Origin of the sequence: Niallia circulans (assembly GCF_007273535.1) — a bacterium.
Lineage (GTDB): Bacteria > Bacillota > Bacilli > Bacillales > Cytobacillaceae > Niallia > Niallia circulans_B.
On record NZ_RIBP01000001.1, the window covers coordinates 1181090 to 1205059 of the forward strand.

The 23970-nt window shown below is 36.5% G+C and carries 26 protein-coding genes; 6 read left to right on the forward strand and 20 right to left on the reverse strand.

What is annotated here, in order from left to right; genetic code table 11:
- Positions 1 to 128: 128 nt before the first annotated feature.
- Positions 129 to 584: a hypothetical protein gene (locus tag CEQ21_RS06665; protein WP_185763799.1), complete on the reverse strand. Its 456-nt coding sequence runs from the start codon at positions 582 to 584 to the stop codon at positions 129 to 131.
- A 147-nt stretch (positions 585 to 731) separates the two neighbouring features.
- Here CEQ21_RS06665 and CEQ21_RS06670 point away from each other — a divergent pair, with 147 nt between their 5' ends.
- Positions 732 to 1607 (forward strand): VanW family protein, encoded by an 876-nt coding sequence (locus CEQ21_RS06670; protein WP_185763800.1) that lies wholly within the window; start codon positions 732 to 734, stop codon positions 1605 to 1607.
- 51 nt (positions 1608 to 1658) lie between these two features.
- Here CEQ21_RS06670 and CEQ21_RS06675 read toward each other — a convergent pair whose 3' ends face one another.
- The 3 genes from CEQ21_RS06675 to CEQ21_RS06685 form a co-directional block, all read right to left on the reverse strand.
- Entirely contained in the window at positions 1659 to 2096 is a 438-nt protein-coding gene (locus CEQ21_RS06675) for a hypothetical protein (protein WP_185763801.1), read from the reverse strand.
- Between the two features lie 90 nt (positions 2097 to 2186).
- Entirely contained in the window at positions 2187 to 2588 is a 402-nt protein-coding gene (locus CEQ21_RS06680; protein ID WP_185763802.1) for a hypothetical protein, read from the reverse strand.
- 47 nt (positions 2589 to 2635) lie between these two features.
- Positions 2636 to 3463 carry a TrmB family transcriptional regulator gene (locus CEQ21_RS06685; protein ID WP_185763803.1) on the reverse strand — a complete coding sequence of 276 codons (828 nt, stop codon included), beginning with the start codon at positions 3461 to 3463 and terminating at the stop codon, positions 2636 to 2638.
- A 128-nt stretch (positions 3464 to 3591) separates the two neighbouring features.
- On the opposite strand from CEQ21_RS06685, the gene CEQ21_RS06690 reads away from it, so the two are divergent.
- Positions 3592 to 4221 (forward strand): homoserine/threonine efflux transporter, encoded by a 630-nt coding sequence (locus CEQ21_RS06690; RefSeq protein ID WP_185763804.1) that lies wholly within the window; start codon positions 3592 to 3594, stop codon positions 4219 to 4221.
- A 530-nt stretch (positions 4222 to 4751) separates the two neighbouring features.
- Here the strand turns inward: CEQ21_RS06690 and CEQ21_RS06695 are convergent.
- The 5 genes from CEQ21_RS06695 to CEQ21_RS06715 form a co-directional block, all read right to left on the reverse strand.
- Positions 4752 to 6617 carry a serine hydrolase domain-containing protein gene (locus tag CEQ21_RS06695; RefSeq protein ID WP_185763805.1) on the reverse strand — a complete coding sequence of 622 codons (1866 nt, stop codon included), beginning with the start codon at positions 6615 to 6617 and terminating at the stop codon, positions 4752 to 4754.
- A gap of 350 nt (positions 6618 to 6967) precedes the next feature.
- A complete protein-coding gene (locus CEQ21_RS06700) occupies positions 6968 to 7858 on the reverse strand; it encodes a DMT family transporter (RefSeq protein ID WP_235907189.1) in 891 nt (296 codons plus the stop codon).
- A gap of 64 nt (positions 7859 to 7922) precedes the next feature.
- Positions 7923 to 8840: a D-alanine--D-alanine ligase gene (locus tag CEQ21_RS06705; RefSeq protein ID WP_185763807.1), complete on the reverse strand. Its 918-nt coding sequence runs from the start codon at positions 8838 to 8840 to the stop codon at positions 7923 to 7925.
- 4 nt (positions 8841 to 8844) lie between these two features.
- The gene (locus CEQ21_RS06710) at positions 8845 to 10293 is read right to left on the reverse strand and encodes a MocR-like pyridoxine biosynthesis transcription factor PdxR (protein WP_185763808.1); all 1449 of its coding nucleotides are present in this window, start codon (positions 10291 to 10293) and stop codon (positions 8845 to 8847) included.
- Positions 10294 to 10499: 206 nt separating this feature from the next.
- The gene (locus tag CEQ21_RS06715) at positions 10500 to 11042 is read right to left on the reverse strand and encodes a sugar O-acetyltransferase (RefSeq protein WP_185763809.1); all 543 of its coding nucleotides are present in this window, start codon (positions 11040 to 11042) and stop codon (positions 10500 to 10502) included.
- 199 nt (positions 11043 to 11241) lie between these two features.
- On the opposite strand from CEQ21_RS06715, the gene CEQ21_RS06720 reads away from it, so the two are divergent.
- Positions 11242 to 11985: an SDR family NAD(P)-dependent oxidoreductase gene (locus CEQ21_RS06720; RefSeq protein ID WP_185763810.1), complete on the forward strand. Its 744-nt coding sequence runs from the start codon at positions 11242 to 11244 to the stop codon at positions 11983 to 11985.
- A gap of 100 nt (positions 11986 to 12085) precedes the next feature.
- Here CEQ21_RS06720 and CEQ21_RS06725 read toward each other — a convergent pair whose 3' ends face one another.
- Together CEQ21_RS06725 and CEQ21_RS06730 are read right to left on the reverse strand one after the other, a co-directional pair.
- On the reverse strand, positions 12086 to 13339 hold the full coding sequence (locus CEQ21_RS06725; RefSeq protein ID WP_185763811.1) for a DUF445 domain-containing protein: 1254 nt from the start codon (positions 13337 to 13339) through the stop codon (positions 12086 to 12088).
- Positions 13340 to 13491: 152 nt separating this feature from the next.
- Complete coding sequence (locus CEQ21_RS06730; RefSeq protein WP_185763812.1) at positions 13492 to 13659, reverse strand: hypothetical protein; 168 nt, start codon at positions 13657 to 13659, stop codon at positions 13492 to 13494.
- A 251-nt stretch (positions 13660 to 13910) separates the two neighbouring features.
- Here CEQ21_RS06730 and CEQ21_RS06735 point away from each other — a divergent pair, with 251 nt between their 5' ends.
- Entirely contained in the window at positions 13911 to 14381 is a 471-nt protein-coding gene (locus CEQ21_RS06735) for a DinB family protein (protein WP_185763813.1), read from the forward strand.
- A 151-nt stretch (positions 14382 to 14532) separates the two neighbouring features.
- Here the strand turns inward: CEQ21_RS06735 and CEQ21_RS06740 are convergent, their stop codons facing one another.
- The 3 genes from CEQ21_RS06740 to CEQ21_RS06750 are packed head-to-tail and all read right to left on the reverse strand — an operon-like array spanning position 14533 to position 16796.
- The gene (locus CEQ21_RS06740) at positions 14533 to 15174 is read right to left on the reverse strand and encodes a hypothetical protein (RefSeq protein WP_185763814.1); all 642 of its coding nucleotides are present in this window, start codon (positions 15172 to 15174) and stop codon (positions 14533 to 14535) included.
- A gap of 32 nt (positions 15175 to 15206) precedes the next feature.
- Positions 15207 to 15809, reverse strand: coding sequence for a hypothetical protein (locus CEQ21_RS06745; RefSeq protein ID WP_185763815.1), 603 nt, complete (start codon positions 15807 to 15809; stop codon positions 15207 to 15209).
- Positions 15810 to 15866: 57 nt separating this feature from the next.
- Entirely contained in the window at positions 15867 to 16796 is a 930-nt protein-coding gene (locus CEQ21_RS06750; RefSeq protein WP_235907190.1) for an arginase family protein, read from the reverse strand.
- Between the two features lie 189 nt (positions 16797 to 16985).
- Here CEQ21_RS06750 and CEQ21_RS06755 point away from each other — a divergent pair, with 189 nt between their 5' ends.
- Both CEQ21_RS06755 and CEQ21_RS06760 read left to right on the forward strand, forming a co-directional pair.
- Positions 16986 to 17456 (forward strand): flavodoxin domain-containing protein, encoded by a 471-nt coding sequence (locus CEQ21_RS06755; protein ID WP_328593462.1) that lies wholly within the window; start codon positions 16986 to 16988, stop codon positions 17454 to 17456.
- Positions 17446 to 18330, forward strand: coding sequence for a hypothetical protein (locus CEQ21_RS06760; RefSeq protein ID WP_185763816.1), 885 nt, complete (start codon positions 17446 to 17448; stop codon positions 18328 to 18330). Before CEQ21_RS06755 ends, CEQ21_RS06760 begins: the two co-directional genes overlap by 11 nt.
- Positions 18331 to 18375: 45 nt before the next feature.
- Here the strand turns inward: CEQ21_RS06760 and CEQ21_RS06765 are convergent, their stop codons facing one another.
- The 6 genes from CEQ21_RS06765 to CEQ21_RS06790 form a co-directional block, all read right to left on the reverse strand.
- Complete coding sequence (locus CEQ21_RS06765; protein WP_185763817.1) at positions 18376 to 18765, reverse strand: hypothetical protein; 390 nt, start codon at positions 18763 to 18765, stop codon at positions 18376 to 18378.
- Positions 18766 to 18883: 118 nt separating this feature from the next.
- Positions 18884 to 19279, reverse strand: a complete 396-nt coding sequence (locus CEQ21_RS06770) for a hypothetical protein (RefSeq protein WP_185763818.1) — start codon at positions 19277 to 19279, stop codon at positions 18884 to 18886.
- A gap of 270 nt (positions 19280 to 19549) precedes the next feature.
- Complete coding sequence (locus CEQ21_RS06775) at positions 19550 to 19993, reverse strand: hypothetical protein (RefSeq protein ID WP_185763819.1); 444 nt, start codon at positions 19991 to 19993, stop codon at positions 19550 to 19552.
- Positions 19994 to 20009: 16 nt separating this feature from the next.
- The gene (locus tag CEQ21_RS06780) at positions 20010 to 21962 is read right to left on the reverse strand and encodes an alpha/beta hydrolase family protein (protein WP_185763820.1); all 1953 of its coding nucleotides are present in this window, start codon (positions 21960 to 21962) and stop codon (positions 20010 to 20012) included.
- A gap of 35 nt (positions 21963 to 21997) precedes the next feature.
- Positions 21998 to 22981: an ABC transporter ATP-binding protein gene (locus CEQ21_RS06785; protein ID WP_185763821.1), complete on the reverse strand. Its 984-nt coding sequence runs from the start codon at positions 22979 to 22981 to the stop codon at positions 21998 to 22000.
- Complete coding sequence (locus CEQ21_RS06790; RefSeq protein WP_185763822.1) at positions 22962 to 23954, reverse strand: ABC transporter ATP-binding protein; 993 nt, start codon at positions 23952 to 23954, stop codon at positions 22962 to 22964. The genes CEQ21_RS06785 and CEQ21_RS06790 overlap by 20 nt, the downstream gene beginning before the upstream one ends.
- Positions 23955 to 23970: the final 16 nt, after the last annotated feature.

Below are 23970 nucleotides of genomic sequence, written 5' to 3' on the forward strand. Positions count from 1 at the left end.
AAGAAACATCCTTATCCTGTGTAAAGAAAAAAATAAAAATAACAATAGGCAAGGCAATCAGAAACAAACTTGTTTTATTTGCACCTTTAATTGTTGGTAAATCAGTTAAAGCCATTTGTGTCACCTCATTAGCACTTTTTTAATTTTTCCAATAACCTATTATCAATAATGTAGTTAGAGCTCACAATTTCATTAAGCTCCCTTTGATTCCTTTTCAAATATGGCAGTACGGGGACTACTTTCTCCCTGCCTAATAGTGGACCGCTTATACTTAGAGAGAATCTTGCATCAGAGGAAATAAAAAGCCCCACAAGGTTTATTTCGTCCTTTATTAGAAGAATGGCCACTAAGATATCAATAACATCTAACGAAAAGTTAAACAAATGATTCTTCCCTTTTCCCTCTAACCTCGAAACTCCTGTAATTGGACCACCAACAGTTACACCAAAATAACCTGGTCCAAAGTATATTCTTGTTAACGTTATTTGTCCCGTTAATAATAGGGCGGCAATAATGAGATCGAGATCTCGCTGTATCTCTCTAATGACAGCACTATCTAACATTGCTTTTTCTTCCAGTTTCATGATATTCAGCACCTGTGAACCGACATATGTTAGTTATATGCCTAGAACAAAAAATGGTTCCTTCAAGGTATTTAACTGTGATTATGTTATAAAGCTTACATAAAAACCAGGCTATTATCCCACACTGATAATAGGGAGGGTTTGCAAATGTTACTTAGTTGGATGCTTGCACTTTTAATTTATACGCAGCAAGAAAATGTACAAGATAACTTAATTATTACAAACAAGGGCGATGAAATGTATGTAGTAAATCGGTCTAACTTTTCAATGCAGTTCCCAGTACTGCCTTTTATAGACACGAAAAAAGTGAAAGACTTTATGAATGAAATAGATGAGCAAGTTAGCAAAAAACCTAAGAATGCTTTTTTAGACGCAAACGGCAATATTACATCAGAACAAATAGGCTATCGCTTAAACAGAAGAATGTTCACAGAAGAAATGCTGTCTTATTTTTTTAATAAAGGCACATCGACCATCGAACTGCCGATAGTCGCTAATTATCCTCGTGTGGACAGTGAGTTACTTGGAAACATTAGAGGAGAAAAAATTGGGGAATATATAACATTTTATAGTCCTTACAATACACAAAGAAAAAACAATATTGACCTTGCAGCAAAAGCAATCAATAATAATGTTCTCTTCCCAGGTGAGGTGTTTTCCTTTAATAAGGTCGTTGGAGAAAGAACAGTTGATAGAGGATATCTGCCGTCAACTGCAATCGTTAACGGGGAATACTCTGAAGAATTCGGCGGCGGAATTTGCCAAGTATCCTCTACGCTTTTTAATGCTGTCGATAGTGCAGGGTTAAATATTGTTAAGCGCTTTACACACAGTAAAGGCGTTTCGTACGTTCCAGTTAACAGGGATGCAACGGTTAGCTGGGATGGGCCAGATTTTATCTTTAAAAATGATTATAATCAACCTATCCTCATCCGTGCCAAAGCAGTTAATAACCATGTTAAAGTAGAGATTTATTCTTCTGATGTTATTACATATACGCCTAAAAAAATTCCATATCTCTAATATATCCAATAGGATTTGTTCAGACGTATAGTGGTTCTCTTTAAGATTCAATTATTTACTTGTTACAATAAGTTCTTTTGTATCAATATCATAAATTTTATAGCTTATTTCCCAAATATGATCTTTTGTGACTGTAACTGCACAATAATACGGTATTTTTCTTCCATAAGCATCTAGTTGGGGAATGTCCTTAAATGAAAATATTTCGTTTGTATCATGCATTACGAAGTCAGCCATTGAAGAACGACCAGCGGAATCCACATCTATTACACACTGTCCTTTAACAACATCGTATTCTTTTAACAGCATGTATTTTAGACTTGGTAAAAACACCATTAAGATTAAAGCGCCTAAAACAACTGCTCCACTAGCTTTTCCTATTTTTGAAATCGGATAGGCCCTTTTCCGATGCATTTGAAGAAAAGCATAAATAGCTAAAATGACTAGGAAGAAACCAACACAAAGTCCAAAATAATATACAAGCAGCATTTTCTCACCTCCTAACATAACAACAAATGAAGACAAGCTACCATAAAGCAGCTTGTTCAGTCTAACCATATAAGGAACTAAACCAAAGTATTATTCACAATCACTCACCAATTCATCAAGAAAAAGTGTTAATTCTTTTGCGATTTCTTCCACTGTTTCATCAAGTAGTTCTCCTGAGATCTTGCTGCCTGGTATCCTTCGTTCTATTGGTACACCAAAAAAACTACAAGTACACTCCCATATATAAATGATATGTATATCTAGAAGTTCTCCTTCGCTTTCAGTGATGCCTACTGTAATAGAGGAATTATAGCCGGGGATAAATGGATCATTTCCTTCGATTACAAATTCCGCTTCAAGAAACAGTCCTTCTTCCATTAATACAGGCTTCTTTTCCCTTACATATTCCTTTAAAAAGCTAGTGAAAACTAATTCTTTATTTTTAATCTGCTTCCGCAATTCATCATTAAATTCCTTTTGAGGATACTTCATCAACCTATCACATCACTTTTATTTAATTGACAAAAAAATTAAATATACTAGTCCACATAATGCTTCTTAAAGTCTGGATGGATGGAAAATTTGCGGCGCAGCTGAATGAGATTTTCCCCGAAGCTTTCCTCTAATAGTTCTCTGTGCTTCGCCATAATTTCCATAAGATATAAATCGTGGATCATCACTTCTGTTATTGGCATAACTAATCCAACATGCATCGTCCATGCTGCACGGCTGTCCTCGCCAAGTGAAACAATTCCTGCAACTACTTCCGAGTCATCGCCACTTATTACAATCCATCTTCCGCCATACTCATCTGTAATGGCATCGCCCATATAATGCAAATATACGTTAGCGAAATCAGAAACAATTTCTCCGTAGGCAATAATTGTTACGTTGACGCCTTTTTCTGCTGCTTGTCTTAGTTCCGCCTCCAGCACTTCGTAGTCCTCTTTCCAAACCTCAAGCAATATTCGTGTGGAAGTTGAGGAGATACAGGCTTTAACTTTATCAAGTATTTCACTTCTGCCCATAATGTTCCAAATATTCTCGCGATCATTTGCAGAGTTCTCAAACTGAGCTAATGATTTTTCGGCAAGCTCAAAGTTCTCTTCTGCTTTTTGTCTGCGGTTTTTAATTAGCTCTTTCGCAGGTACTGGTGTGTATTGTGGCGTATTACCTAGACTAACTAAAATATCGCCTCGGCTTGTTAGGTTGTCCAAAACTTCATATATACGTGAACGTGGGACACCGGAATTTTTTGCAACAGCATACCCTGTTAATGGTGAATCCTGTAAAAGTGTGAGATATGCTTTTGCTTCATACTCCGTAAAATGAAGATTTTTTAATGTTTCGAGAATGTTTTCTTTCATAAAGCCTCCATCTATGTTTGTAACTAATATTTTAACAAAATCTGTTGATTATTTCCAAATCAATCTGCTATACTCATTAAAAAGTAGTTACCTGAGTAGTCACTATCAAAAAAAGGGGGAAATGTAACATGGATAGCTTATTAACATATGTAACAATTGCTGCGATGATGGTTATAATTCCGGGAGCCGATACAATGCTACTTGTGAAAAACACGCTCGGTTACGGTGCAAAGGCAGGACGCTTCACTGTTCTGGGAATGGCAACAGGTTTATGCTTTTGGACACTGATTGCAATTCTTGGTTTAGCTGTTGTTATTGCAAAGTCTGTGATTCTTTTCAGTACCATAAAATATTTAGGGGCTGCTTACTTAATTTACTTAGGAATTAAAAGCTTTTTTACTAAAAGCGTCTTCTCTTTAAAGGAGATTCAAGCACAAGCAAACACACCAATAAAATCATCAAAACGTCATAATAAAGAGGCTTTTATGCAGGCCATGCTGAGCAATGTCCTTAATCCAAAGACTGTTTTAGTATACATAACGATCATGCCGCAATTTATCAATCTGAAGCAAAATGTGAACGAGCAGCTAATCATTTTAGCTCTCATTCTGACATCACTTGCTGTTGTATGGTTCTTATTTCTTGTGCAGCTTATTGATTATGCAAAAAAATGGTTGAACAATTCTAAGTTCCAAAAAGTCTTCCAAAAGTCGACTGGAATTATGTTAGTTGCTTTTGGAGTTAAAACAGGAATTTAAACCTAATGTTTATTATCTCCGTTCAGAGAAACTGGACGGTTTTTTTAAAACTACGCTACATAGTTATTCTTTACACCTAACAATAACTTTGTTATGATAAATTAAGTTCCAATATAAGGAAGGAAGGAAAGACATGGTTTTACTTATTATCTTTGGATTCAGTCTTGTATATTTTGTACCATTAGCTTATATGTTTTTTAAGACGGACAGTTTTTTTGTAAAGATTATTTCTTCATTCGTAGCATTTTCATCTGTCCCTGTTGCCCTTATTGTCATGTGTATTTTACAAAACTTCGCTATATTTTCAGATAATAGCTTCATTCACTTCTTTTATATAAATAATGTATATAATTAATTATATTTATTGCATTGCTTAGGGTTGACTGTCTCATTGACGGTTAAATGAAACTTACCGTATTACGATGCAATAGACTTTAAAATTCAGCGATAAAAAAGGATGCCTCATAGACATCCACCGTTCAAACCTCTTATTACAAATTTTTTTGTGTTAGGTTTAAGATAATACTTAGTTAACTATAAAACTGCCATGTTAATAGTAAAAAAATCAGCATGGTAATTGAAAATATTGTTAATACATAAAAGCACTTCTGTAATTTAGTTAATTCAACCTTTTTCCACTTAAATAATATGAAAGCAATAGTTATCACAGCTATAACGGTTAAAATATAATTCGTGATTATTTGTGGAAGTACTTCAGCATATCCTCTTTCACTATTACTTAGCATTCTTATTATTAATACCATTATGTTTACTATAAATGCTGTGCCAACAATGTTTAATAGATATATCCATTTTCTCAGTTTTGAATTCACCTGTTTTCGCTTCTTATTTATTAATTTTGTTATGATTAAAACAAATGGAGAGATGATAAAGAAAAGGACGCAATATGCGAATAGAATAGCGCTGATTGCTAGCCAGTAAGTGTTATTCTTCATCGGCAGATAATCAGAAATGGCTGTATGAATTTGATTAACTGAGCCATCTTCGAATGAGAAATAAAGAACATTTGTCGGAATAAACATAGAATGACCTTTATTCAATTTATAAACATTTGGATATATTTGCGTGTAATTAGCTGTTTGCCCTGCCAAACTAACCTCTATATCAGTTTCATTCACTGACTTCACAACAAGTGGCATTAGCTTGAAATACACATTTAAGAAGCCGCTTTCTATTTGTCTTGCGGTAATATATTTTCCTTCGGTTATTTTCGAATCTGGCAAGTCTGTTAATTTGACGTCACTTACTTCTCTCTCACCAACTAATTCTTTCGTAAGCCCATAAGTAAGATCAACCTCGCCTGCTTGGTTCGTTAACACAATAACAGCAAAGTTTTCTTCCGGAACTATATGAAAATTACTTGAAAATGATGCCGTATTACCACCATGTGTGAATCCTTTTGACTTACCATCATATTCCCAAAAACCGTGAGCAATACCAGGAACATTCCTATTAACAGCATAACTTTGCGCAAGCATGTTACTTAACGTATTTTCGTTCTTAAATAAAACGGAGCTCTTAACCTGCGGCATCAATGCACGTGCAAATTCTGCTAAATCCTGTGCTGTTCCATTTATTCCTCCACTCGGGTACATAGACATATAATAAGGTGTTGATGGTTTAAATTCCCCTGTTCCAAGCAGTTCATAACCATTCACTTTTTCCTTTGTTAACGGCTCATTTATACCTAAATAGAAGGTCGTGTCTGAAATCCCCAACTTTTGAAATATATGCTCATCCACATAATCACTGAAGTCTTGTTCTGTAATTAATTGAACGATATAAGCCGCCAAGCTTGTAGAATAATTGGAGTACGCCACAACTTCCCCAGGGTGATAAATTTGGTTCGGCTCAAGCATTTTCAATCCTTCTTCTAATGTTTTCAGATGGACATCTGTCGCGTATCCTAAGTCAAATATTCTTTCCTCAAAACCAGCTGTATGATTCATTAAATTCAGCATGGTTATGGGATCCTCATATTTCAACTTATGGAGAAATCCTTTAGGCAAGTAATTGCTAATATCTTCATCCAACTTGATTTTTCCTTGTTCCTCTAATTGCATTACTGCTACCCAAACAAACAACTTACTTATGGAACCCCATTCAAAAACTGATGTATCCGGATCTATTTTCTTTTTGCTGTCAACATCTCCATAGCCATATCCTTTGGAAAAAACCACTTCATTATCTTTAACGATGATAATGCTTGCACCAGCTGTCGTCTTACCAATATAATCACTCACATAGCCATCAACAAAGTTCTCTAATTTGGTAAGTGGAATTCCTGACGGAGTTGTTAGTTCCTTTGCACTAAGTGTCTTTGGTACGCATAATGCAAATATTATGATCAAAAATAAAATAACTATTTTTCGCATATTCCCCCCTTAATATTTAGCGAAAAAGAAACCGTTGCTATATCAAAATTTTCTGTTATTTATGAGTGCAGTGATAAATGTTCTTTTGCGCACAAATTGGCATTCTTCTCCCTTTAATTGTATCTGTAAATGATTTACAAGTAATCGACTACAAGACCTGTTCTTTTCTAAGCCTTAAGAAGTAGTAAATATATGATTTTAAACTTTTTTATTAGTAAGATGGTAAATAAATGAAGGAAGCTTGAAAATTTTTTATTATATTAGCGAATGCAGTAGGTTCATTGCCACAAAAAAAGCCGCAACTAGCTAGCGGCTGACAGAGAATTCTCTATTTTTTTAGAAGTCCAGCATTAGTTTATGTTTAAGGAATCGCTTACTTTAACTTTTGCATTTTTACCGCCAAGAACAGAAAGCAGAACTATGATAGCAATACCAATTGTCATCAAACTTATAGCTTCGTTGAGAAAAATAGCGGCAAATAAAATCATCAGAAATGGCTGTAAGTATTGTATTTGACTGACTCTGGCAATGCCGCCCAAGCTCATTCCCCGATACCAGGCAACATAGGCAAGAAATTGACTGACCACACCAAGATAAAGGAAGCTGAGCCAAGCTTGAATTGGTGCATGTATCATCTCTTGTGTGAAGTTTAAGCCGACAGGAATAATGAAAAATGGGGCAGCAATCAAAATTGCCCATGCAATGACTTGCCAGCTGCCTATTTCCTTTGCTAGTCTTCCTCCCTCTGCATAACTAAATCCCAACAGTACAACAGCTGCAAGTAAGGCTAAATCAGCGATCTGTAACTGACCGATGCCAAGAATTAGTGCATATATGATAACGGCACAAGATCCTATCATACTAGAAATCCAGTATTTAAGTGATGGCTGTTCTCCTGCTCTTAACATGGCAAACCCTGCTGTTGCTAAAGGCAGGAGTGCCACCTCAACAGCTCCATGTGAGACTGGTAAGGATTCCATTGCCCATGATGTGAGGAGAGGAAATCCTAACACAGCACCGAGTGCTACGATGAGAATACTCGTAAACTGCCGAAGAGAAGGGAGCTTTTCTTTGCGGATTATAAGGATGACAGCTACTAAAATAGCGGCGATAACTGTTCTTCCTAACCCGACAACAGTCGTTCCGAAATAAGTTACTGCTATACTTGTCGCAGGGAGCGTTAAACTAAAACACATAACACCGACTATCCCAAGTAAAAACCCTAGTTTTTCTTTAGCCATGTAAAGCCGCCCTTTCTTCTGTTTTTTTCTATACATAGTAGTATTTCTTTGTAGTGCTTTGTAATTATATCTTATACTCGTTTGCTCGTTCTTTCCGTGAATTTTCGATAATTAAATCTAGCAATTTACCATATGGAATCCCTGCGGCATGAGCACTTTTCGGGAGCAGGCTGTTTTTCGTCATACCTGGTAGTGTGTTAACTTCTAAAATATAAGGAATACCGTCTTTAAGCATCATGTCAATTCGCGCATACACACTGCACTTCAATGAATGATAGCAAGCCATTGCAGCAGCAGATACACGTTTTTCTATTTCTTGAGGAAGCTGAATCACCTCTTCAATCGTAGCCGTATCATCATATTTCGAATGATAATCAAAAAACTCTCCTTTATGTTGAATAGAAATAATCGGCAGCAGCTCCCCATTTAAGACAGAACAAGTAATTTCCTTACCGTTAATATGCTGCTCAATCACTACCTCATGATCCCATTTAAATACTTCTAAGATGGATGATAGCAATGTCTCCTGATCATAGACAATTTTCACCCCTACACTTGAACCACCTGAATTAGGCTTAACGACTAGTGGATAGCCCATTTTTTCGATTTCACTTAAAGGCAGTTCCTCCAAGCTTGATAGCTGAATCCAATTAGGTGTTAACAAACCTTCATAGCGAATGATTTTTTTGGAGAGATTTTTATCCATACATAAGCTGCTTGAGAGGATACTGCTTCCTGTATAAGGAATGCCGAGTGTTTCAAGTGCTCCTTGAATAACACCATCCTCCCCAAACTTACCATGCAAAGCAAGCAGCGCGATATCAAGGTTTTCTGCCTTTTCGACAATTTCCTGTTTACTGTTAAGCTCGATTGGGATTATTTCGTACTTATTTGTATCTAAATGAGCGATCATTTCCTTCCCTGTCATAATGGACACCTGCTTTTCAGAAGATACTCCACCCATAATAACGCCAACCTTCATTTTCTCAACCTCCATAATGTTCTTTTATCGTTTGCCCTATCAACTTAATTCCTCTGCTTATTTCTTCTTCCTTCAATCGAGAAAAACCTAAGCGCAGTGTGTGTTTCCCACTATTGTTTGTATAAAAATCATTTCCAAGTGCAAAGACAACACCCCTTTGAGAGCATTTTTTTAATAGCTCACGGGAATCGATTTTCTTATCCAGCTCAATAAAAAGATGCAAACCGCCATCACCGGTAATTCTTTTCATCGGGATGTATCTTTTCGAAGCATTTAAGGCTAATTCATACTTTTTCTTATAAACAGATCTGGCTTTTTTTATATATTTCTCAAAGTAACCATCATGTAAATACTGATATAAAACTGCTTGATCTAATGTAGATGTATGAATGGTGCGAGCCCGCTTCATACTTTCCAAATAATAAATTAACTCTTTATCCGCTAAGACCCAGCCGACCCTTAAACCAGGAAAAAGAATTTTGGAGAAGCTGCTTGTATAAATGACATTATTACCGCTTCCAGCAAATGCCGCCAATGGTGCAAGATGGGCTCCTGAGTATCTCAGCTCTTCATTAAAGCCATCCTCAACAATCGGAACTTGATAGACAGAAAATAATTCCATTATTTTTTTCCGTTTTTCAGACGAGGTTACAATACCAGTTGGATTATGATAGGAGGGAATTAGGTAGGCGAAATCATATTTGTTTTTTGATAAAACGGATTCCAGCATGGAAATATCCATACCGTCATCTTCCATGTCAATTCCATCGATTTCATAACCGTGCATGCGAAAGAGCTTCAGTGCAGAATGATGGGTTGGATTTTCACAAATAATTCGGCCACTTTTCTTATTTAAAGAAGATAAAATAATATCAAGGCCCTCGGTAAAGCCATTTGTTATCAAAATATCCTTCTCTTTAATGTCTACACCTTTAACTTCCATATAGTGCAGCAAGTAGTCAATCAGTGGCTTATAGCCCTTGGCATATCCATAATTCAGAACAATATCGCCTTCAATTGCCATTCTGTTTAAAAAAGCTCTTTTAAAATTTTCCACGTCAAAAAGCTTTTCATCTGGTGCAATACTATTGAATGAAATCATTTCATTGCTTCTGCGTACACCATGCTTCATTAAGTCGAGGTTTTCTGCTAAAAGTGCTTGCTCATTCATCTTTTCGCCCCAATTCACTTCAATAGAAGGGGTTTTTGCGGTTTCTACATTTTTAACAAAGTTGCCTTTTCCCTTAATTGCGTATATCAGGCCTTCTTGCTCCAAATCTGCATACGCTGTTAAAACCGTATTTCGGCTTATTGCTAACGAAACGCTCATTTCCCTTGTTGATGGAAGCTTTTGATTCTCAAGCAAATGCCCATTTGTGATCATCCTTTTCAGGTATTCCTTAAGCTGGATATATACAGGCCGCCCTTCGGTAAGCTTAAAATCATTAAACACAGCATTCATCCTCTCCATTACATTTTTGCATTTTCAGCGTTATTTCTAAAGGTCCACTCAAAGTGGATTTTTAGCGTAGGGTGGTATGTAATCCTTTTTAGCAACGATATAATAAATAGTTATTAGTTAAGTATAAAGCTAATCTAATCATTTTGGCATTCCCCTAATTATAAAAAAAGCCGCCAGTTGGCAGCCATATTCATTGCTCAATTATCGATGCTTTTTATAACTTTAGCTGGATTTCCTGCGACTACCGTGTTTGCCGGAACATCCTTTGTCACGACAGATCCTGCCGCAACAATAGAATTATCGCCAATTGTGATTCCTGCCAATATAACACAGCTGCCGCCGATCCACACATCATCGCCGACTGTAATAGGAATTCCATATCCGCTTTTATTTCTGCCCTTCGGTTCGATTGCATGTCCTGCAGTATATATTCCGACATTAGGTCCTATCATACAGTTATCGCCTATTCTAACTTCTGCCATATCTAAAATCGTGCAGTTGTATCCTGCGTAAAAATTTTCTCCTACATGAATATTGTAACCTAAGTCACAATGAAAATTATGTTCAATCGCAGGATTAGCCCCCACACTACCAAATAATTCTCTGATTACTTCTACTCGTTTTGCTGAATCCTCTACATCGCTATCATTACATGCGCGGACAAGCTTTTGTGCACGAATGCTTTTTAATTTTAACTCTTCTGTCCCTCTTTCATAGAAGACCTTCTCTTTCTCGTTCACAATAGCTTCCTCCCTTCCATTCTATTTATTTTACCATGCAGTGGTATATTTATCCTTTACGTTTAATTTATTTCTATAAGCGTAATATATTAATTTGAGATATTTTAATTGACACTTTTAGACTATGGGTATATTATTAACTTGTAGATAAGATACTAATTAATAGATAGACAACTTAGACATTATTGGAGGAATTAACATGACAAATTTACAAGACAAAGTAGCAATCGTAACTGGTGGTGCTTCAGGTATTGGATTAGCAACAGTTAAAGCTTTCCTAGATAAAGGTGCGAAAGTTGTTTTAGCAGACTATAATGCAGAAGCTGGCGCTGCTGTTGAAAAAGATTTAAAAGAAACTTATGAGAATGTATTGTTTGTAAAAACAAATGTAGCCGAAGAAAGCGAAGTTGAAAACTTGGTTGCTGAAGCGGTTAAACATTTCGGCAAGCTAGATATCATCTTTAACAACGCTGGCGTTGGTGTGCAAAAACCAACACATGAACTAACTGCAGAAGAATACAAACGTGTAATTGCGATTAACCAAGATGGCGTATTCTATGGAGCAAAATATGCAATCCGTGAAATGATTAAAACTGGCGGAGGTTCTATTATAAGCACTTCTTCTATCTTAGGATCTGTTGGGGAGCCTACTTCGATTCCTTACGCTGCAAGTAAAGGTGCAGTTAATCAAATTACAAAATCATTGGCGATTGAATATGCAGACCGCAATATCCGTGTTAACGCAGTTGCACCAGGATTTATTGAATCTGGTATGGTTAGTAAAGAAGCTTTAGGTGATTTCTATGATGGTTTAGTTGCAAAACATCCAATTGGACGCTTAGGTAACCCAGAAGAAATTGCACATGCCGTTGTATTCTTGGCAGAAAATGACTTTGTTACAGGCACAACACTCTTTGTTGATGGCGGTTATACTGCTATATAATTAAAAAAATCCCCCCGATTAATGAAATCGGAGGGATTTTTTGTTTTATCATTTTTAATAAATGATAGTCGGTTTAACTCAAGCTTCCACCATAAGCTATTTAGATCAACCCAATCAAATCATGAATACCAGTCAAAATAATACCGATTATAAAACCGCAAATCGCACCATTCACTCGAATCCACTGCAGGTCTTTGCCAATATTATTTTCAATCATGTCAATCATTGTCTCATTGTCTAGCTTATCGAGGTTTTCTTGAACGAGATCACCAATTTTCGAATGGTTTTTCTCGATTAATATGGATATTTGTGTTTGCATCCATTTATCAATCGCTTCGCTATTTTTCTGAATCATGCCTAAGAAATGCAGGCATAGTGGCATAACATACGTATCAATAAATTCTTCATCATCCAATTGAAGCAATATATTTTCCTGTAGTTTTTGTAATGCTTCCAATACTGTATTATCTAAATCCCATTCAGCTATCAGCTGGTTCTTCCACTTGTCGATACCCTCAATTAACTGTTCATTATCGTTCATTGCTTCGATTTCTTTACGAATATATTTGACGAGAGCTTCGCGGTTTGGCTGCCCTTTATGCTGCAAGCTTCTTACCCCGCTCAACAAAAGGTTTTGAACAATATTTCCGAGTTTCTCTTCGCTAAGTAAGCTTTCAATTGATCGTAATGCAAATTTAAGCATGCCATCCGCTTCAATTCTGTTGATGACATTCATAGAAACGCTGCCGAGCTTTTCCTTCGTATCCTCTTGTCTTAACCAATTGTCTGCTTTTTTCAGCACATGATCTAATACTTTTTCATCGAAATTTTCATTCACTAATTTTGAACTGATCATCTGCAGGATTTTTTTCACTTCAATATTAGAAAGAGTTAAAACAATTTGTGTTTTAATGAAAGGCACCATTTTTTCAATGTCGATATTGCTTACTAGTTTTTTAACTGCTTTAATCAATCCAGCCTTAAGAGAACCTTTCGTTATAAGTTCTGTTATGGTTGGAAGCAGTTTATCTGTAAATGAAATATCCTTAATTTTATCTTGGATGCTCTCCTTTGAAAGCCAATCATTTTTCAGGACTGTTACAAGTCCTTTTGTGACCCTTTTTCGATTATTAGGCAATAATGCTGTATGTGGAATTGGCAATCCAAGTGGATGACGGAACAGTGCAGTAACTGCGAACCAATCCGCTAATCCCCCGACAAGACCTGCTTCAAATCCTCCCTGCAGCAACCTGATCCAAATGGAATCATTAAACGGTGCTGTTGCAATATACCCTATTCCCATAATAATAAGGGAATATACAGCTAATTTTTTTGATTTTGTTTTCATAGACATCTTTTTTCCTCATCCTTAAATAATAGTAAATTTATCTAGTCTTTTTCTTATTATAACCTTCAATTGCCGAAAAAAACGTTGAAAAGGCATTGTGATAAATAAAAAAGCCGAATTTTTCATCCGGCCCCTTATATAATCTATAAAATTCTCTATTACTTGTCTAGTTTATTCAGCTTCTCAGAGATTTCTTTAAGAAGACTATTTTTCTCTTTTTGCAGCTTTAATAGCTTCAAAGCATACCAAATTGCGAAAACAAAGATTGCAATTTTCCCTAAAAATATAAAAGGAATTACTATTAAATTAGCATCCATCCAGCTCATGTTAAGACCCCACTTTTTTATCTTTTTATTTATATAACTGGCTAATTATAACTTTTATTCATCTTATTAACAAACACACAAGTACACAGATTCATTTTCCTCATTTAGTTTTTACGTTATAAACGATAAAAAGTTCCCTTCTTTTATTAATGAGCCATTATATCTTAACAAGCAAGTTTAATCAATTTATTTGTTAACTTACTTATCCATTATTGTATAATAATAACAAGTGTTGAAAAGAGGGGGAAGTTATGAATTCCATTGATTTAATTTTATTAAATTTCACTGAAGTAAGACGAAGAAGTATTAAGGTATGGACATCCATTCCCGCAGAAAAACTTTTATGGAAGCCAGATAATGAGGCGATGAATTGTATCGAAATGATAAGGCATGTATTAGAAAGCGAGCATTATTATCATCTAGCGATCAAAAACAGAGGCAGCTTAGCCGTATTTGAGTCTCCATTTGAGGGATTACCGTACACAACCGTTCAAGATGAATTAGAATTTGCTGAACCATATCGCAATGATTTTTTACAGACAATAAAATCATTCACAGAAGAAGGTTTATCTTCCATAAAGATTGATCGCTCAGAATCAGGCTACATAAGAGATTTAGGAGATATGCTGTTGCGAGTAGCCTATCATGAGTCCGTTCACACAGGCCAGCTCTTAGATTACTTAAGGTCAGCAGATGTTCCTAGAGTGCGGATTTGGGATTAAACTACATAAGATATTAATTCTTTGTTGACCGCTTTTATTTATATGGAAGCTTGTTGCTGCTCCTGTTATGCCATTATTACAAAATAAAAAGGGCTGCAATCTGTGATTATTTAACCTCTAGTCAAATAAACACAGATTGCACCCTAAAATATTATATTTCATCTATCAACTTATCATTAATTTGCGTAACCTCTGTTCCCTCTGGCAGGTTATCCATTAACTTCATAATACTTGAATATCGTTCTTCGTTGGAAAACAGATAAAATCCATGCCCATCAAAACCAGGTGTAATATAAAAAGAATTAGGTTTTTCCTCAATAACTGCTAGGCGTTCCTTATGATCGAACCGAACGTTATCTTCTGAAGAAATCGCAAAGAATTCGTTCATTTGGGCGATTCCATAATTGGCATTGATTATTTTTGCTAATGTATTAATGTCCATAAATTTCACACAAATGCTTGCAGGATGATAATAACGTCTAATTCTTCTCTGTGTGTAAAAAACTCTCTGTGAAGTTGTATACCTTGCCTCATATTCTAATCCTAACTCATTTAATTCCTTTTCATATTCCGCCATTATTAAATATTGAATGGAGTAAGTAACATACAAAGGAAAGGTTTTAGTAGCAGACAAAAATTTAATTAAATACTCCTCTTCCGTTCTATCATCTTTGTCATCAACACTAAGACAATAAACCTTAGGTTCTCCACCTGAAAGTTCAATCCTAACGGGCAAAGAATGCTCCTTCAACGCCTCTTGCAAATCCTCTTCTTGAATCCATAATTCATCCATTATTTTTCCCCTAAATAAGTAATAAGACTGTTTTATTCTAAAATCGTTCCATTCGGTAGATGGCATATCAGTTGTTCAACTGTCGAATACTTGGAATCATTCGTATAGAGGTTAAACCCTTGGCCATCATGCCAGATTTTGATGACAGTTGCTGGATGCTTCATTGTAAAGCACGGTACTAAGTATTGTTTCATCTTTCCGAATAACCCTTTTTTAAGGATAGGCTTATAGCTAGTATTATTGGAAAATGAGATTGAATAAAACTGATTTGATGCAGCAATCCAAAAGCTTTCCTCTAGAACAAGCTTTAATGCAGATGGACCATTAATTGTAATCGTTAAGACTGGAAACCGCTTAAACGATGAACCCTCATACCTTAAAGAATATGGGATACTCTCACTAATGTATAACTTCTCTATTTCTTCCGTTACATCACCATATGGTTCATACAAGACAAAATAGGGAAAAGCATTTTGTTCACATAAAAATTCATATAAAAATTGTTTAGTATCCTCATCGTAATTTTCATACTCAGAGGGTCCGATATATAATTTCTTCAGTTTTTGTGCCTTTTCAAAAAAAATATAATCCTCTTCAGAATCAAACGCTACAGCCGTTATTGATATTTTTGTCAAAGGGAATCCCTCCCAAAAAGGGACATTCAAAAAATCTAATGACCCTTTTATTAAGTATTAAAATATCCAGTTATAAGAGGGTTTGTCAGTTTTATTTATATCACCAATTAACGGAAGACGTGTTAGCATATTCGCCAATGCAACAGCCTCCCATGGAAAATGCTCTGTAATCCCAAGTCCAACAATGTCATAAGCCTTTCCAACATCTTGAAGGACCCGAATGATCGTTTCTATACTGGAACCTTTTGGCGTTTTTTCGACCATTTCGCTGTATGTTTCTGGGTTTGCTATAAGTAATGACCGAAACTCTCTTAAATCAAGTACGTCTAAATCAAAATGAACAATTACTTTTGAAACATTTCGCTTATTTAGCCAATTTAAAACAGAGCTGCTGTCCTTCACAATTTCCTCAGGCTTAACCACACTCAAATTAAATCGGTCCATCACTGCTTTTTCTGAAGCTGTTCCGTCATTTAAACCAACGTATAACACGTTTTTAGGGTCTACCAATGTTGGCACTTCTGCAACGAAGTCCTCATCTCCTACTCCAAGGAGATTCGCAAGCACATGTGCATGATGGTTTTCAAAATGCTCTGGAGTATTTACATCAGGATGAGCGTCAACCCAAAGTATTGCTGCATCTCCATCATACCTATTATTGAGATAGGCAAACGGAGCCAATTCAACGCCACAGTCTCCACCGAAAACAACAACACGATCGGGGTTATGTTTATCGAGTATGGCTTTCGCAGCATGTACTTGTTTAAGTAGTGTACTCCTTGCAAAAATCCCCTTCTCAACAGTAAGCCCTTCTGCTGACAGGTCAATCGGAACCTCTTCAAAGGCATCATTTGAACTTGGAGCAAGCCAATTAAGAAGCTGTGCACCGAGGTAATAAGCTGAATTATTCCCGCCTTGCCATTGTGGCATTAGTAGCCTTAATGTCTTGTCGCCTTCCGTTTTCAAGCTTTCATTCCTTTTCATCATACAGCCTCCTATTAATACAAGATTATAAAAATTAAACTATATTTTTATAGTAATACTCCTCCAACCAGCTTGTAAAATTTAACTCCTTGGCCTTTTGTCAAATATTGCAGCATTTTTTACATTGACATTGATAATCATTATCATTTATAGTTAGTTATAATGAAAATTATTCTCATTTAAGAGGTGTTTATGATGAAGGTACTAATTGGGTTTGCAAGCTTAACAAGCAATACAGAGGATATTATGATGATATTAAAAAATAAATTAGAAGCATTAAATTGTGAAGTGGCTGTTGAGGACTTAGACTTAATTCCTCTTCAAAAGCTATCACAATATGATCTTGTTTTTTTCGGAAGCTATACATGGGGTGATGGAGATTTGCCGTATGAGCTGGAGGATATGTATGAAGAATTAGACGAAGTGGATCTAACAGGGATGTCCTTCGGTGTCTTTGGCTCAGGCGACCGTTTCTATCCTGCCTTCTGTCAGGCAGTTGACCTGTTGGCAGACAAGGTGAAGGAACGAGGCGCAGATGTTTTTAGCTCTTTATTAAAAATTGAGTTTAGTCCAGATAGTGAGGAGGAAGTGCAGGAATGTGAACAATTTGCAGTAGGTGCCTATGAGTGGGCAAAGGAAAAGGATACTAGTCATGCACGCTAATGGAGCGACTGCTGTTGTTACTACCTCCCCTAATGAATTTTTAGTTTCCATTAAAGGAGAAGGCATTTATTCGTTCAAGCATAATCGTTGGAAGATAATAATTCCATTGCAAGACTCCATTTATCAACTGAAAAAAATTGGTGATTACATTATGGGTGTTGGTGAAAGAGGTAGGTTCATTCGAATCCATGAAAAAACAGGTAGATGGAAGACCTCCTTCTTTCCAACAAGTCAGCGCTTGTGGAATATTGTAGGCAACGAGAGTGGCTTAGTTATAACACATGCAGGTACACAATTACTTGTGTCTTTAGATTTCGGGGTAAACTGGAAAGTCATTTCGCTTTTTAAAGAACTTTCCGTTAGACCTATTATTCGCTCTTTAACATTGCATGGTGAAGACTTATATGTTGGCACACAAATACATAAACAACATGGCGGGTTGTGGAGATATACATTATCTTCCCAACAGCTAGTGCCAGTCCTTCATGATGAAGAAACGATGGTTTCCTCTATTCATGTCGATAATTCGTTTCTCTGGATGACAACAGGTGCGTGCCAAACAAAAAAAGGCACTATCGCCTTTCGAAATCATCGAGACAACAAGTGGCATTCCCTTACTTGCCAAATAGAAGAACGTGCTTTTCTGGGCATGGTACTTTCTGGCGATCATATTTATGTTTGTTCCAGCAAGGACGAATATGGATATTCACGTATTTATCATGGTGACTTATCACAAATGATATTAGAGCCAGTCGAAACAATTAAAGGTCATTGCTTTTGTGTAGCTGCCAGTGCCGGAAATCTGTTTTTGGCTGGCGGAGAAGAATGCAAATGGATGAAAGACAGCTTAACAAAGACAAAAATCCTTCATTAAAGGAAATAGGGGAGCGTCGCTAAGCAGGCGCTCCTTTTCTTAAGACTAGCCCTCCACAATGGCTAGATAATTAAATAGTCCTGACTCATTTTCCACAATTAGAATATCATTTCGTTCTTTGGCAGAAAAAATTTTTGACCCTACCTTCAGCTTATTTGCCATTTCATCATTAAAATCTGTGTTAGCTTCATTTAATGTTTTTATTTCCCCAACTTGAGCATCCTTCGTTAACGCTAGTTCATCTACCCAATCAATATTTGTTTGATATATTACACCTTCAAACTGAAAAATATCGGCTTCTGGGTTCAAACTTAGCACTTCCTCCGCATCAATTTCACCGCTGACCGCTGTTACTTCTTCCCCTTTCGCAGAGCATCCAGTCATAATAAGCAAGGCTAAAGCAGTCAAAACAATATACAGCTTTTTCTTAACCAAACCAATAACCCCCTTTTTATCCTTTAGACGCTTGTTTAGGACTTAAGGTTACTGGATTATTGGTTATTTTTGTAAAAAAAACAATTCTTCCTAAAAAAAGAATCGCTGAGAAATAAAGCTATTTATTTTTCAAACTAATGCTTTCCGTCTGATTATTCCACTCAACGGTTACATTTACTTTAGACTTATCCGTCACTTTTGCATTTGAGGCATTATTCTCATTTGTCTCTGTATAAATACCGTTCTCATCAAGGGTAGCACCGTTGCCACTATAGCCGCTTGCTTTAGTTGCTACAGTATAGATAATTTCACCAACGGAGTTCACGTCCTGCCCCTTATATTGCAATGTTAAATCTTGTTTTTCATAATCATCCTCTCCCTGCGTAACATTTAATTCAACCGACCAATTGCCTGACTCACCTGTAAAGGTAAACGTATCGGAAGAATTATTACTGGTGCATCCTGTTAAGACAAGGATGATTATGAACGATAAAGCAGCTAGAATTCGCTTCATCTCTTTCCTCCTAATGAAAAGACTTTGATAAACAATTATACGCTTGGGCTTGTTAAAAGTTTCCACAAAACTTTTGAACTTTCTTAGCAGTAGCGTCAATAAGAAGAGATCCTTTCACTTCATTATAAAGCATTATAAAATTTTCCTTAGCAATAAAAAGTTTATTATATGAACCAGCACAAAAAAGCTGCTTTTACGACAGCAGCTTCTTAAATAATAGTGTTTATCCGCTAATAATCTAATTAAGACTTAATACCGCCTCAAGAAAATTCACATAACGTTTTTAAACTTAAGCTCAATTTTATATGTACCTTCAGTAGTATCATCTAAAACATTCCATTGACTGTTAATCATAGATGACAATATTTCGTACTCAGCCTGTTTTAATTTTAATGAACTAATTACGAAGCCATCCTGTAAATAGTCCGTATCAGCAACCTTCTTGAATCTAAAGTTCAGCAGTTTTTTTAGTCCATTCAAATGGAGCCATTTTAATTCATAGCCGGATTTCACGGCTGTTTCCCAGTCTTCTCCCAATTGCTCGGCGACCTGATATCTTTCGTTAAAGTCCATGTCCTTGTCTTGGACATTGTCTTTAAAGATGGAGAATTGTTGCTGCTTTATAGAGTCAATGATTGTCTCTAACGGTAAACCACTTGTTAAGCAATTTTCAATGAAAAAGGCTACTGGCATGGATAATCTTATTGTATTCATTTTTTCTTCCTCCTCGTTAAATATATGCCTCAATCCAAGCTGTGACTTCTTCTAAAAAATGAATCCGATAGGATGGTTTTCCATTTTTCATAAATGTATGGTTTGATTTTGGATAACGAATAAGTTTTGTTGTTCGCTCCCACTTTTTAAGTGCTGTAAATAGTTGATCAGACTGTTCAACGGGACAGCGCAGATCCTCCTCGCCATGTAGAATGAGCAATGGTGTGCTTATGTTTTTCACATGTGCTAAAGGTGATTTTTCCCATAGCATATTTATATTGTCCCAAGGATTTCCTCCAAGCATTGCATCCGTATAAGAAATACCGATATCACTCATTCCATAAAAGGAAATCCAATTGGTAATACTTCTTTGTGATATAGCAACATTAAAGCGATTTGTTTGAGAAACAATCCAGTTTGTCATTAACCCACCGTAGCTTCCCCCTGAAACTCCTAGCCTTTGAGTATCAACGAAAGAGTAGCTGCTTAACACATAGTCCAGACCACTCATGATATCTTGATAATCTCCTTCACTGAACTCTCCTCGGCACGCTTTAGCAAAATCCTGACCATATCCAAAGCTTCCTCTTGGATTGATAAACATAACACTATATCCCTTTGACACTAATACTTGAAATTCATGGTTAAAGGTTCCCGTATACATAGCATGTGGACCTCCATGGATTTGTAAAATCAATGGTGTCTTTTCTCCTGCAGGCTTATGCTTTGGGCTCATCAACCAGCCTTGAATTTTTGTCCCATCAAAGGAGTTAAACCAAAAATCCTCAACCACAGCTGCAGCAAATGTATGAGTAAGTTCCTCATGATAATTGGTGAGCTTTACTTCTTCACCTGTATCCAAATCAAGCTTATACAGTTCGCTTGGACAGTCTTTAGTAATAGCTAAATAGAATAAATGTTTTTTATCTTCTGATTTGATGTAATGATAAATATCTTTATCACCAGTTGTAACAGCTTTAAAATCGCCATTTTGAGCATAGCGATATATATGGACACTCCCATGTTTTGTGCCAAGCACATATAAATTCCCTTCTAAATCAGCAAATGGCGCTGGATAGCCACCAGCAAATTTCATGTCACTTAATGCATAATTTCCAAATTGTAAATCAAGTGTGGGGGATAATAATGATTTAGGAGAGTTATTATCACTTGAAACTTTATATAGTTGGTTTTGTGTTCCACTTCCAAACTCTTGATTATTAGCAACTAGTACTAGTGTTTTTTTATCCGATAAAAAGTTATATTTGCTAATTAATAAACTGGAATCTGTTTTTTTATCGATTAACTTTGTTGTTATATTAATGGAAAAAACATCATTAGTTTTATTATTTTTCTGCTGGTCTGTTGATGCACTTTTTGTATTGCGCAAATACAATATTTCAGACCCATCTGGAGACCAAGCAGGACTTGAAATTTGGAAAGTTCCCGTTGTTAATTGTGTGCATTGGCTTTCTTTTGTATCTATAAGGAAAAGGTGGTTATACTTTTCATCCTTTAAACCAATTCCTTCACTTTTAAATGGTAGATCCTCATATACCTTTCCTTGATCAGTGTTCACATTTACTTCAGGCACTCTTGAAGTAAACAAAAAACAATCTCCACGAGGGGACCATTGGAAACTGCCGATTCCATGGCTGTGATTTGTCAACTGGACAGCATGATTATCATCTTTGACGATAAATATTTGTTTTTTTCCGTCAACGTTTCGTAAAAACGCGAGGCTTTGTCCATCAGGGGACCAAGCAGGGAAAGAATCCTTTCCTTCGTTTGAAAGCTTGGCAATGCTTCCTCCGTTACTAGATACAAAACAAATATTAGTAGAATAATTGTTTTTGTCCTTGTTGATTGTACGTTCCACATAGGCAATTTTGCCTTGAGGATTGACAGTAGCATCACTAAGCCACGTGTATTTATAAAGATCGTCTGGTTGCATCGAGCGATTTTCCACTTGTATCCACTTCTTCCTTGTATATTTGTTTTAGATTATGCTAATGGAAAATGGCATGCTGCAAAATGCCCGTCTGCATGCTCCATAAGTGCTGGCTGCTCTGTCTTGCACATCTCGCGGGCATATGGGCATCTAGTATGAAATGTGCATCCACTTGGCGGATTAGCAGGATTAGGAATTTCACCTTGCAAGACAATTCTGTCCTTCTTCTCAAATGGGTTCAAAACAGGAATTGCAGACAACAGTGCTTCCGTATATGGGTGTTTGACATTATTAAACAGCTCATTTTTATCAGCAAGCTCAACAATTTTGCCCATATACATAACGGCAATCCGATCACTTATATGCTTAACAGACGGCAGCCCATGAGCAATGAATATATAGGTTAGATTGAACTTTTTTTGCAGTTGCTTTAACAGGTTAAGTATTTGCGCTTGAACAGAAACATCAAGTGCTGATACAGGTTCATCACAAACTATTAATTTCGGCTTTAACGCAAGCGCTCTTGCAATTCCAATCCGCTGACGCTGTCCGCCGCTAAACTCATGCGGGTGCCTGTCTGCGTGATGCTCTCCTAGACCAACTACTTTAAGCAGATTCATTACCTCTTCTCGCAGTTTCTCCCCTTTCGCAATTCCATGCACTCTAAGAGGTTCAGCTACAATATCAAATACCTTCATTCTTGGATTCAAGGAGGAAAATGGATCTTGAAAAACAATTTGTAAATCCCTTCGCAATTCCCGCTTCTTCTTTTCATTTAGTTGATTTAAATGATTTCCATCAAACCAAATATCGCCCTCTGTTTGTTCTAACAGCTGCGTAATCATTAAGCCCATCGTTGATTTACCGCATCCCGATTCACCAACAACTCCAAAGGTTTCCCCCTTGTTAACTTCGAAATCTAAGCCATCCACCGCTCTAAAATAGCTTTTTTTTGAAAAAGCACCCTTCTTTATTGGATAATGTTTTTGTAGATTAACCACTTTTAAAATGGCTTGACTACTTTGCTCTGAATTCATTGTAAACCTCCTTAGCTCGTATGCACCTAACCGAATGGTTCTCCGCCTTTTTCACTAGAGCTGGTTTTACTGCTTTACATTCGTCAACAGCAAAAGCACATCTTGGATGAAATGGACATCCATCAGGCATTTCCAATAAATTCGGAACCGTTCCTGGAATTGAATCCAAGATTTCTGTATCTACATCCATTCTTGGGATTGATCCTAACAAACCAATTGTGTATGGATGGGAGGGGTTTTTAAATAACACTTTAACCGGCGCTTCCTCTACAATTTCACCAGCATACATAACTGCTACCTTATCTGCCATTTCTGCTACAACGCCAAGGTCATGCGTAATTAATATGACTCCAGTATTTTCTTCCTTGCTTAGCGCTCCGATTAACTCAAGGATTTGGGCTTGGATCGTAACATCCAAGGCAGTCGTTGGCTCATCTGCAATTAATAGTTTAGGAACACAAGCTAAAGCGATCGCAATCATCACCCTTTGCCTCATTCCTCCTGATAATTGATGTGGAAAGTTGCTTGCAACCTTTGCTGCATTTGGAATTCCAACACGCTCAAGCATTTCAATACTTTTTGCTTTTGCCTCTTGCTTATTTAAACCTTTATGTCTTCTAATAACCTCACTAATTTGAAATCCAATTGTAAAAACAGGATTTAAGGAAGTCATTGGCTCCTGAAAAATCATCGAAATGTCATTGCCGCGGTATTTATTTAATTCTTTGCGGGACATATGCAGCAAGTCTTCGTTATTAAAGTTCACTTCCCCGCCAATAACCTCACCAGGATCACCAAGCAAACCCATAATGGATAGAGAAGTAACACTTTTGCCGCTGCCCGATTCTCCTACGATTGCTAATGTTTCACCAGTACTAACAGAGAAACTAATCCCATTTACTGCAGGCAACACACCATCTTCCACATGAAAAACTGTTTTTAAATCTTTTACTTCGAGTAAATTTGATGGCATCGTATCAATCCCTTCT

What these genes read in the sequence shown, in the direction of transcription:
- CEQ21_RS06665 (WP_185763799.1), bottom strand. Translation starts at nt 584, where the DNA reads ATGAAACTGGAAGAAAAAGCAATGTTAGATAGTGCTGTCATTAGAGAG.
- CEQ21_RS06670 (WP_185763800.1), top strand. Translation starts at nt 732, where the DNA reads ATGTTACTTAGTTGGATGCTTGCACTTTTAATTTATACGCAGCAAGAA.
- CEQ21_RS06675 (WP_185763801.1), bottom strand. Translation starts at nt 2,096, where the DNA reads ATGCTGCTTGTATATTATTTTGGACTTTGTGTTGGTTTCTTCCTAGTC.
- CEQ21_RS06680 (WP_185763802.1), bottom strand. Translation starts at nt 2,588, where the DNA reads ATGAAGTATCCTCAAAAGGAATTTAATGATGAATTGCGGAAGCAGATT.
- CEQ21_RS06685 (WP_185763803.1), bottom strand. Translation starts at nt 3,463, where the DNA reads ATGAAAGAAAACATTCTCGAAACATTAAAAAATCTTCATTTTACGGAG.
- CEQ21_RS06690 (WP_185763804.1), top strand. Translation starts at nt 3,592, where the DNA reads ATGGATAGCTTATTAACATATGTAACAATTGCTGCGATGATGGTTATA.
- CEQ21_RS06695 (WP_185763805.1), bottom strand. Translation starts at nt 6,617, where the DNA reads ATGCGAAAAATAGTTATTTTATTTTTGATCATAATATTTGCATTATGC.
- CEQ21_RS06700 (WP_235907189.1), bottom strand. Translation starts at nt 7,858, where the DNA reads ATGGCTAAAGAAAAACTAGGGTTTTTACTTGGGATAGTCGGTGTTATG.
- CEQ21_RS06705 (WP_185763807.1), bottom strand. Translation starts at nt 8,840, where the DNA reads ATGAAGGTTGGCGTTATTATGGGTGGAGTATCTTCTGAAAAGCAGGTG.
- CEQ21_RS06720 (WP_185763810.1), top strand. Translation starts at nt 11,242, where the DNA reads ATGACAAATTTACAAGACAAAGTAGCAATCGTAACTGGTGGTGCTTCA.
- CEQ21_RS06725 (WP_185763811.1), bottom strand. Translation starts at nt 13,339, where the DNA reads ATGTCTATGAAAACAAAATCAAAAAAATTAGCTGTATATTCCCTTATT.
- CEQ21_RS06730 (WP_185763812.1), bottom strand. Translation starts at nt 13,659, where the DNA reads ATGAGCTGGATGGATGCTAATTTAATAGTAATTCCTTTTATATTTTTA.
- CEQ21_RS06735 (WP_185763813.1), top strand. Translation starts at nt 13,911, where the DNA reads ATGAATTCCATTGATTTAATTTTATTAAATTTCACTGAAGTAAGACGA.
- CEQ21_RS06740 (WP_185763814.1), bottom strand. Translation starts at nt 15,174, where the DNA reads ATGGATGAATTATGGATTCAAGAAGAGGATTTGCAAGAGGCGTTGAAG.
- CEQ21_RS06750 (WP_235907190.1), bottom strand. Translation starts at nt 16,796, where the DNA reads ATGATGAAAAGGAATGAAAGCTTGAAAACGGAAGGCGACAAGACATTA.
- CEQ21_RS06755 (WP_328593462.1), top strand. Translation starts at nt 16,986, where the DNA reads ATGATGAAGGTACTAATTGGGTTTGCAAGCTTAACAAGCAATACAGAG.
- CEQ21_RS06760 (WP_185763816.1), top strand. Translation starts at nt 17,446, where the DNA reads ATGCACGCTAATGGAGCGACTGCTGTTGTTACTACCTCCCCTAATGAA.
- CEQ21_RS06770 (WP_185763818.1), bottom strand. Translation starts at nt 19,279, where the DNA reads ATGAAGCGAATTCTAGCTGCTTTATCGTTCATAATCATCCTTGTCTTA.
- CEQ21_RS06775 (WP_185763819.1), bottom strand. Translation starts at nt 19,993, where the DNA reads ATGAATACAATAAGATTATCCATGCCAGTAGCCTTTTTCATTGAAAAT.
- CEQ21_RS06785 (WP_185763821.1), bottom strand. Translation starts at nt 22,981, where the DNA reads ATGAATTCAGAGCAAAGTAGTCAAGCCATTTTAAAAGTGGTTAATCTA.
- CEQ21_RS06790 (WP_185763822.1), bottom strand. Translation starts at nt 23,954, where the DNA reads ATGCCATCAAATTTACTCGAAGTAAAAGATTTAAAAACAGTTTTTCAT.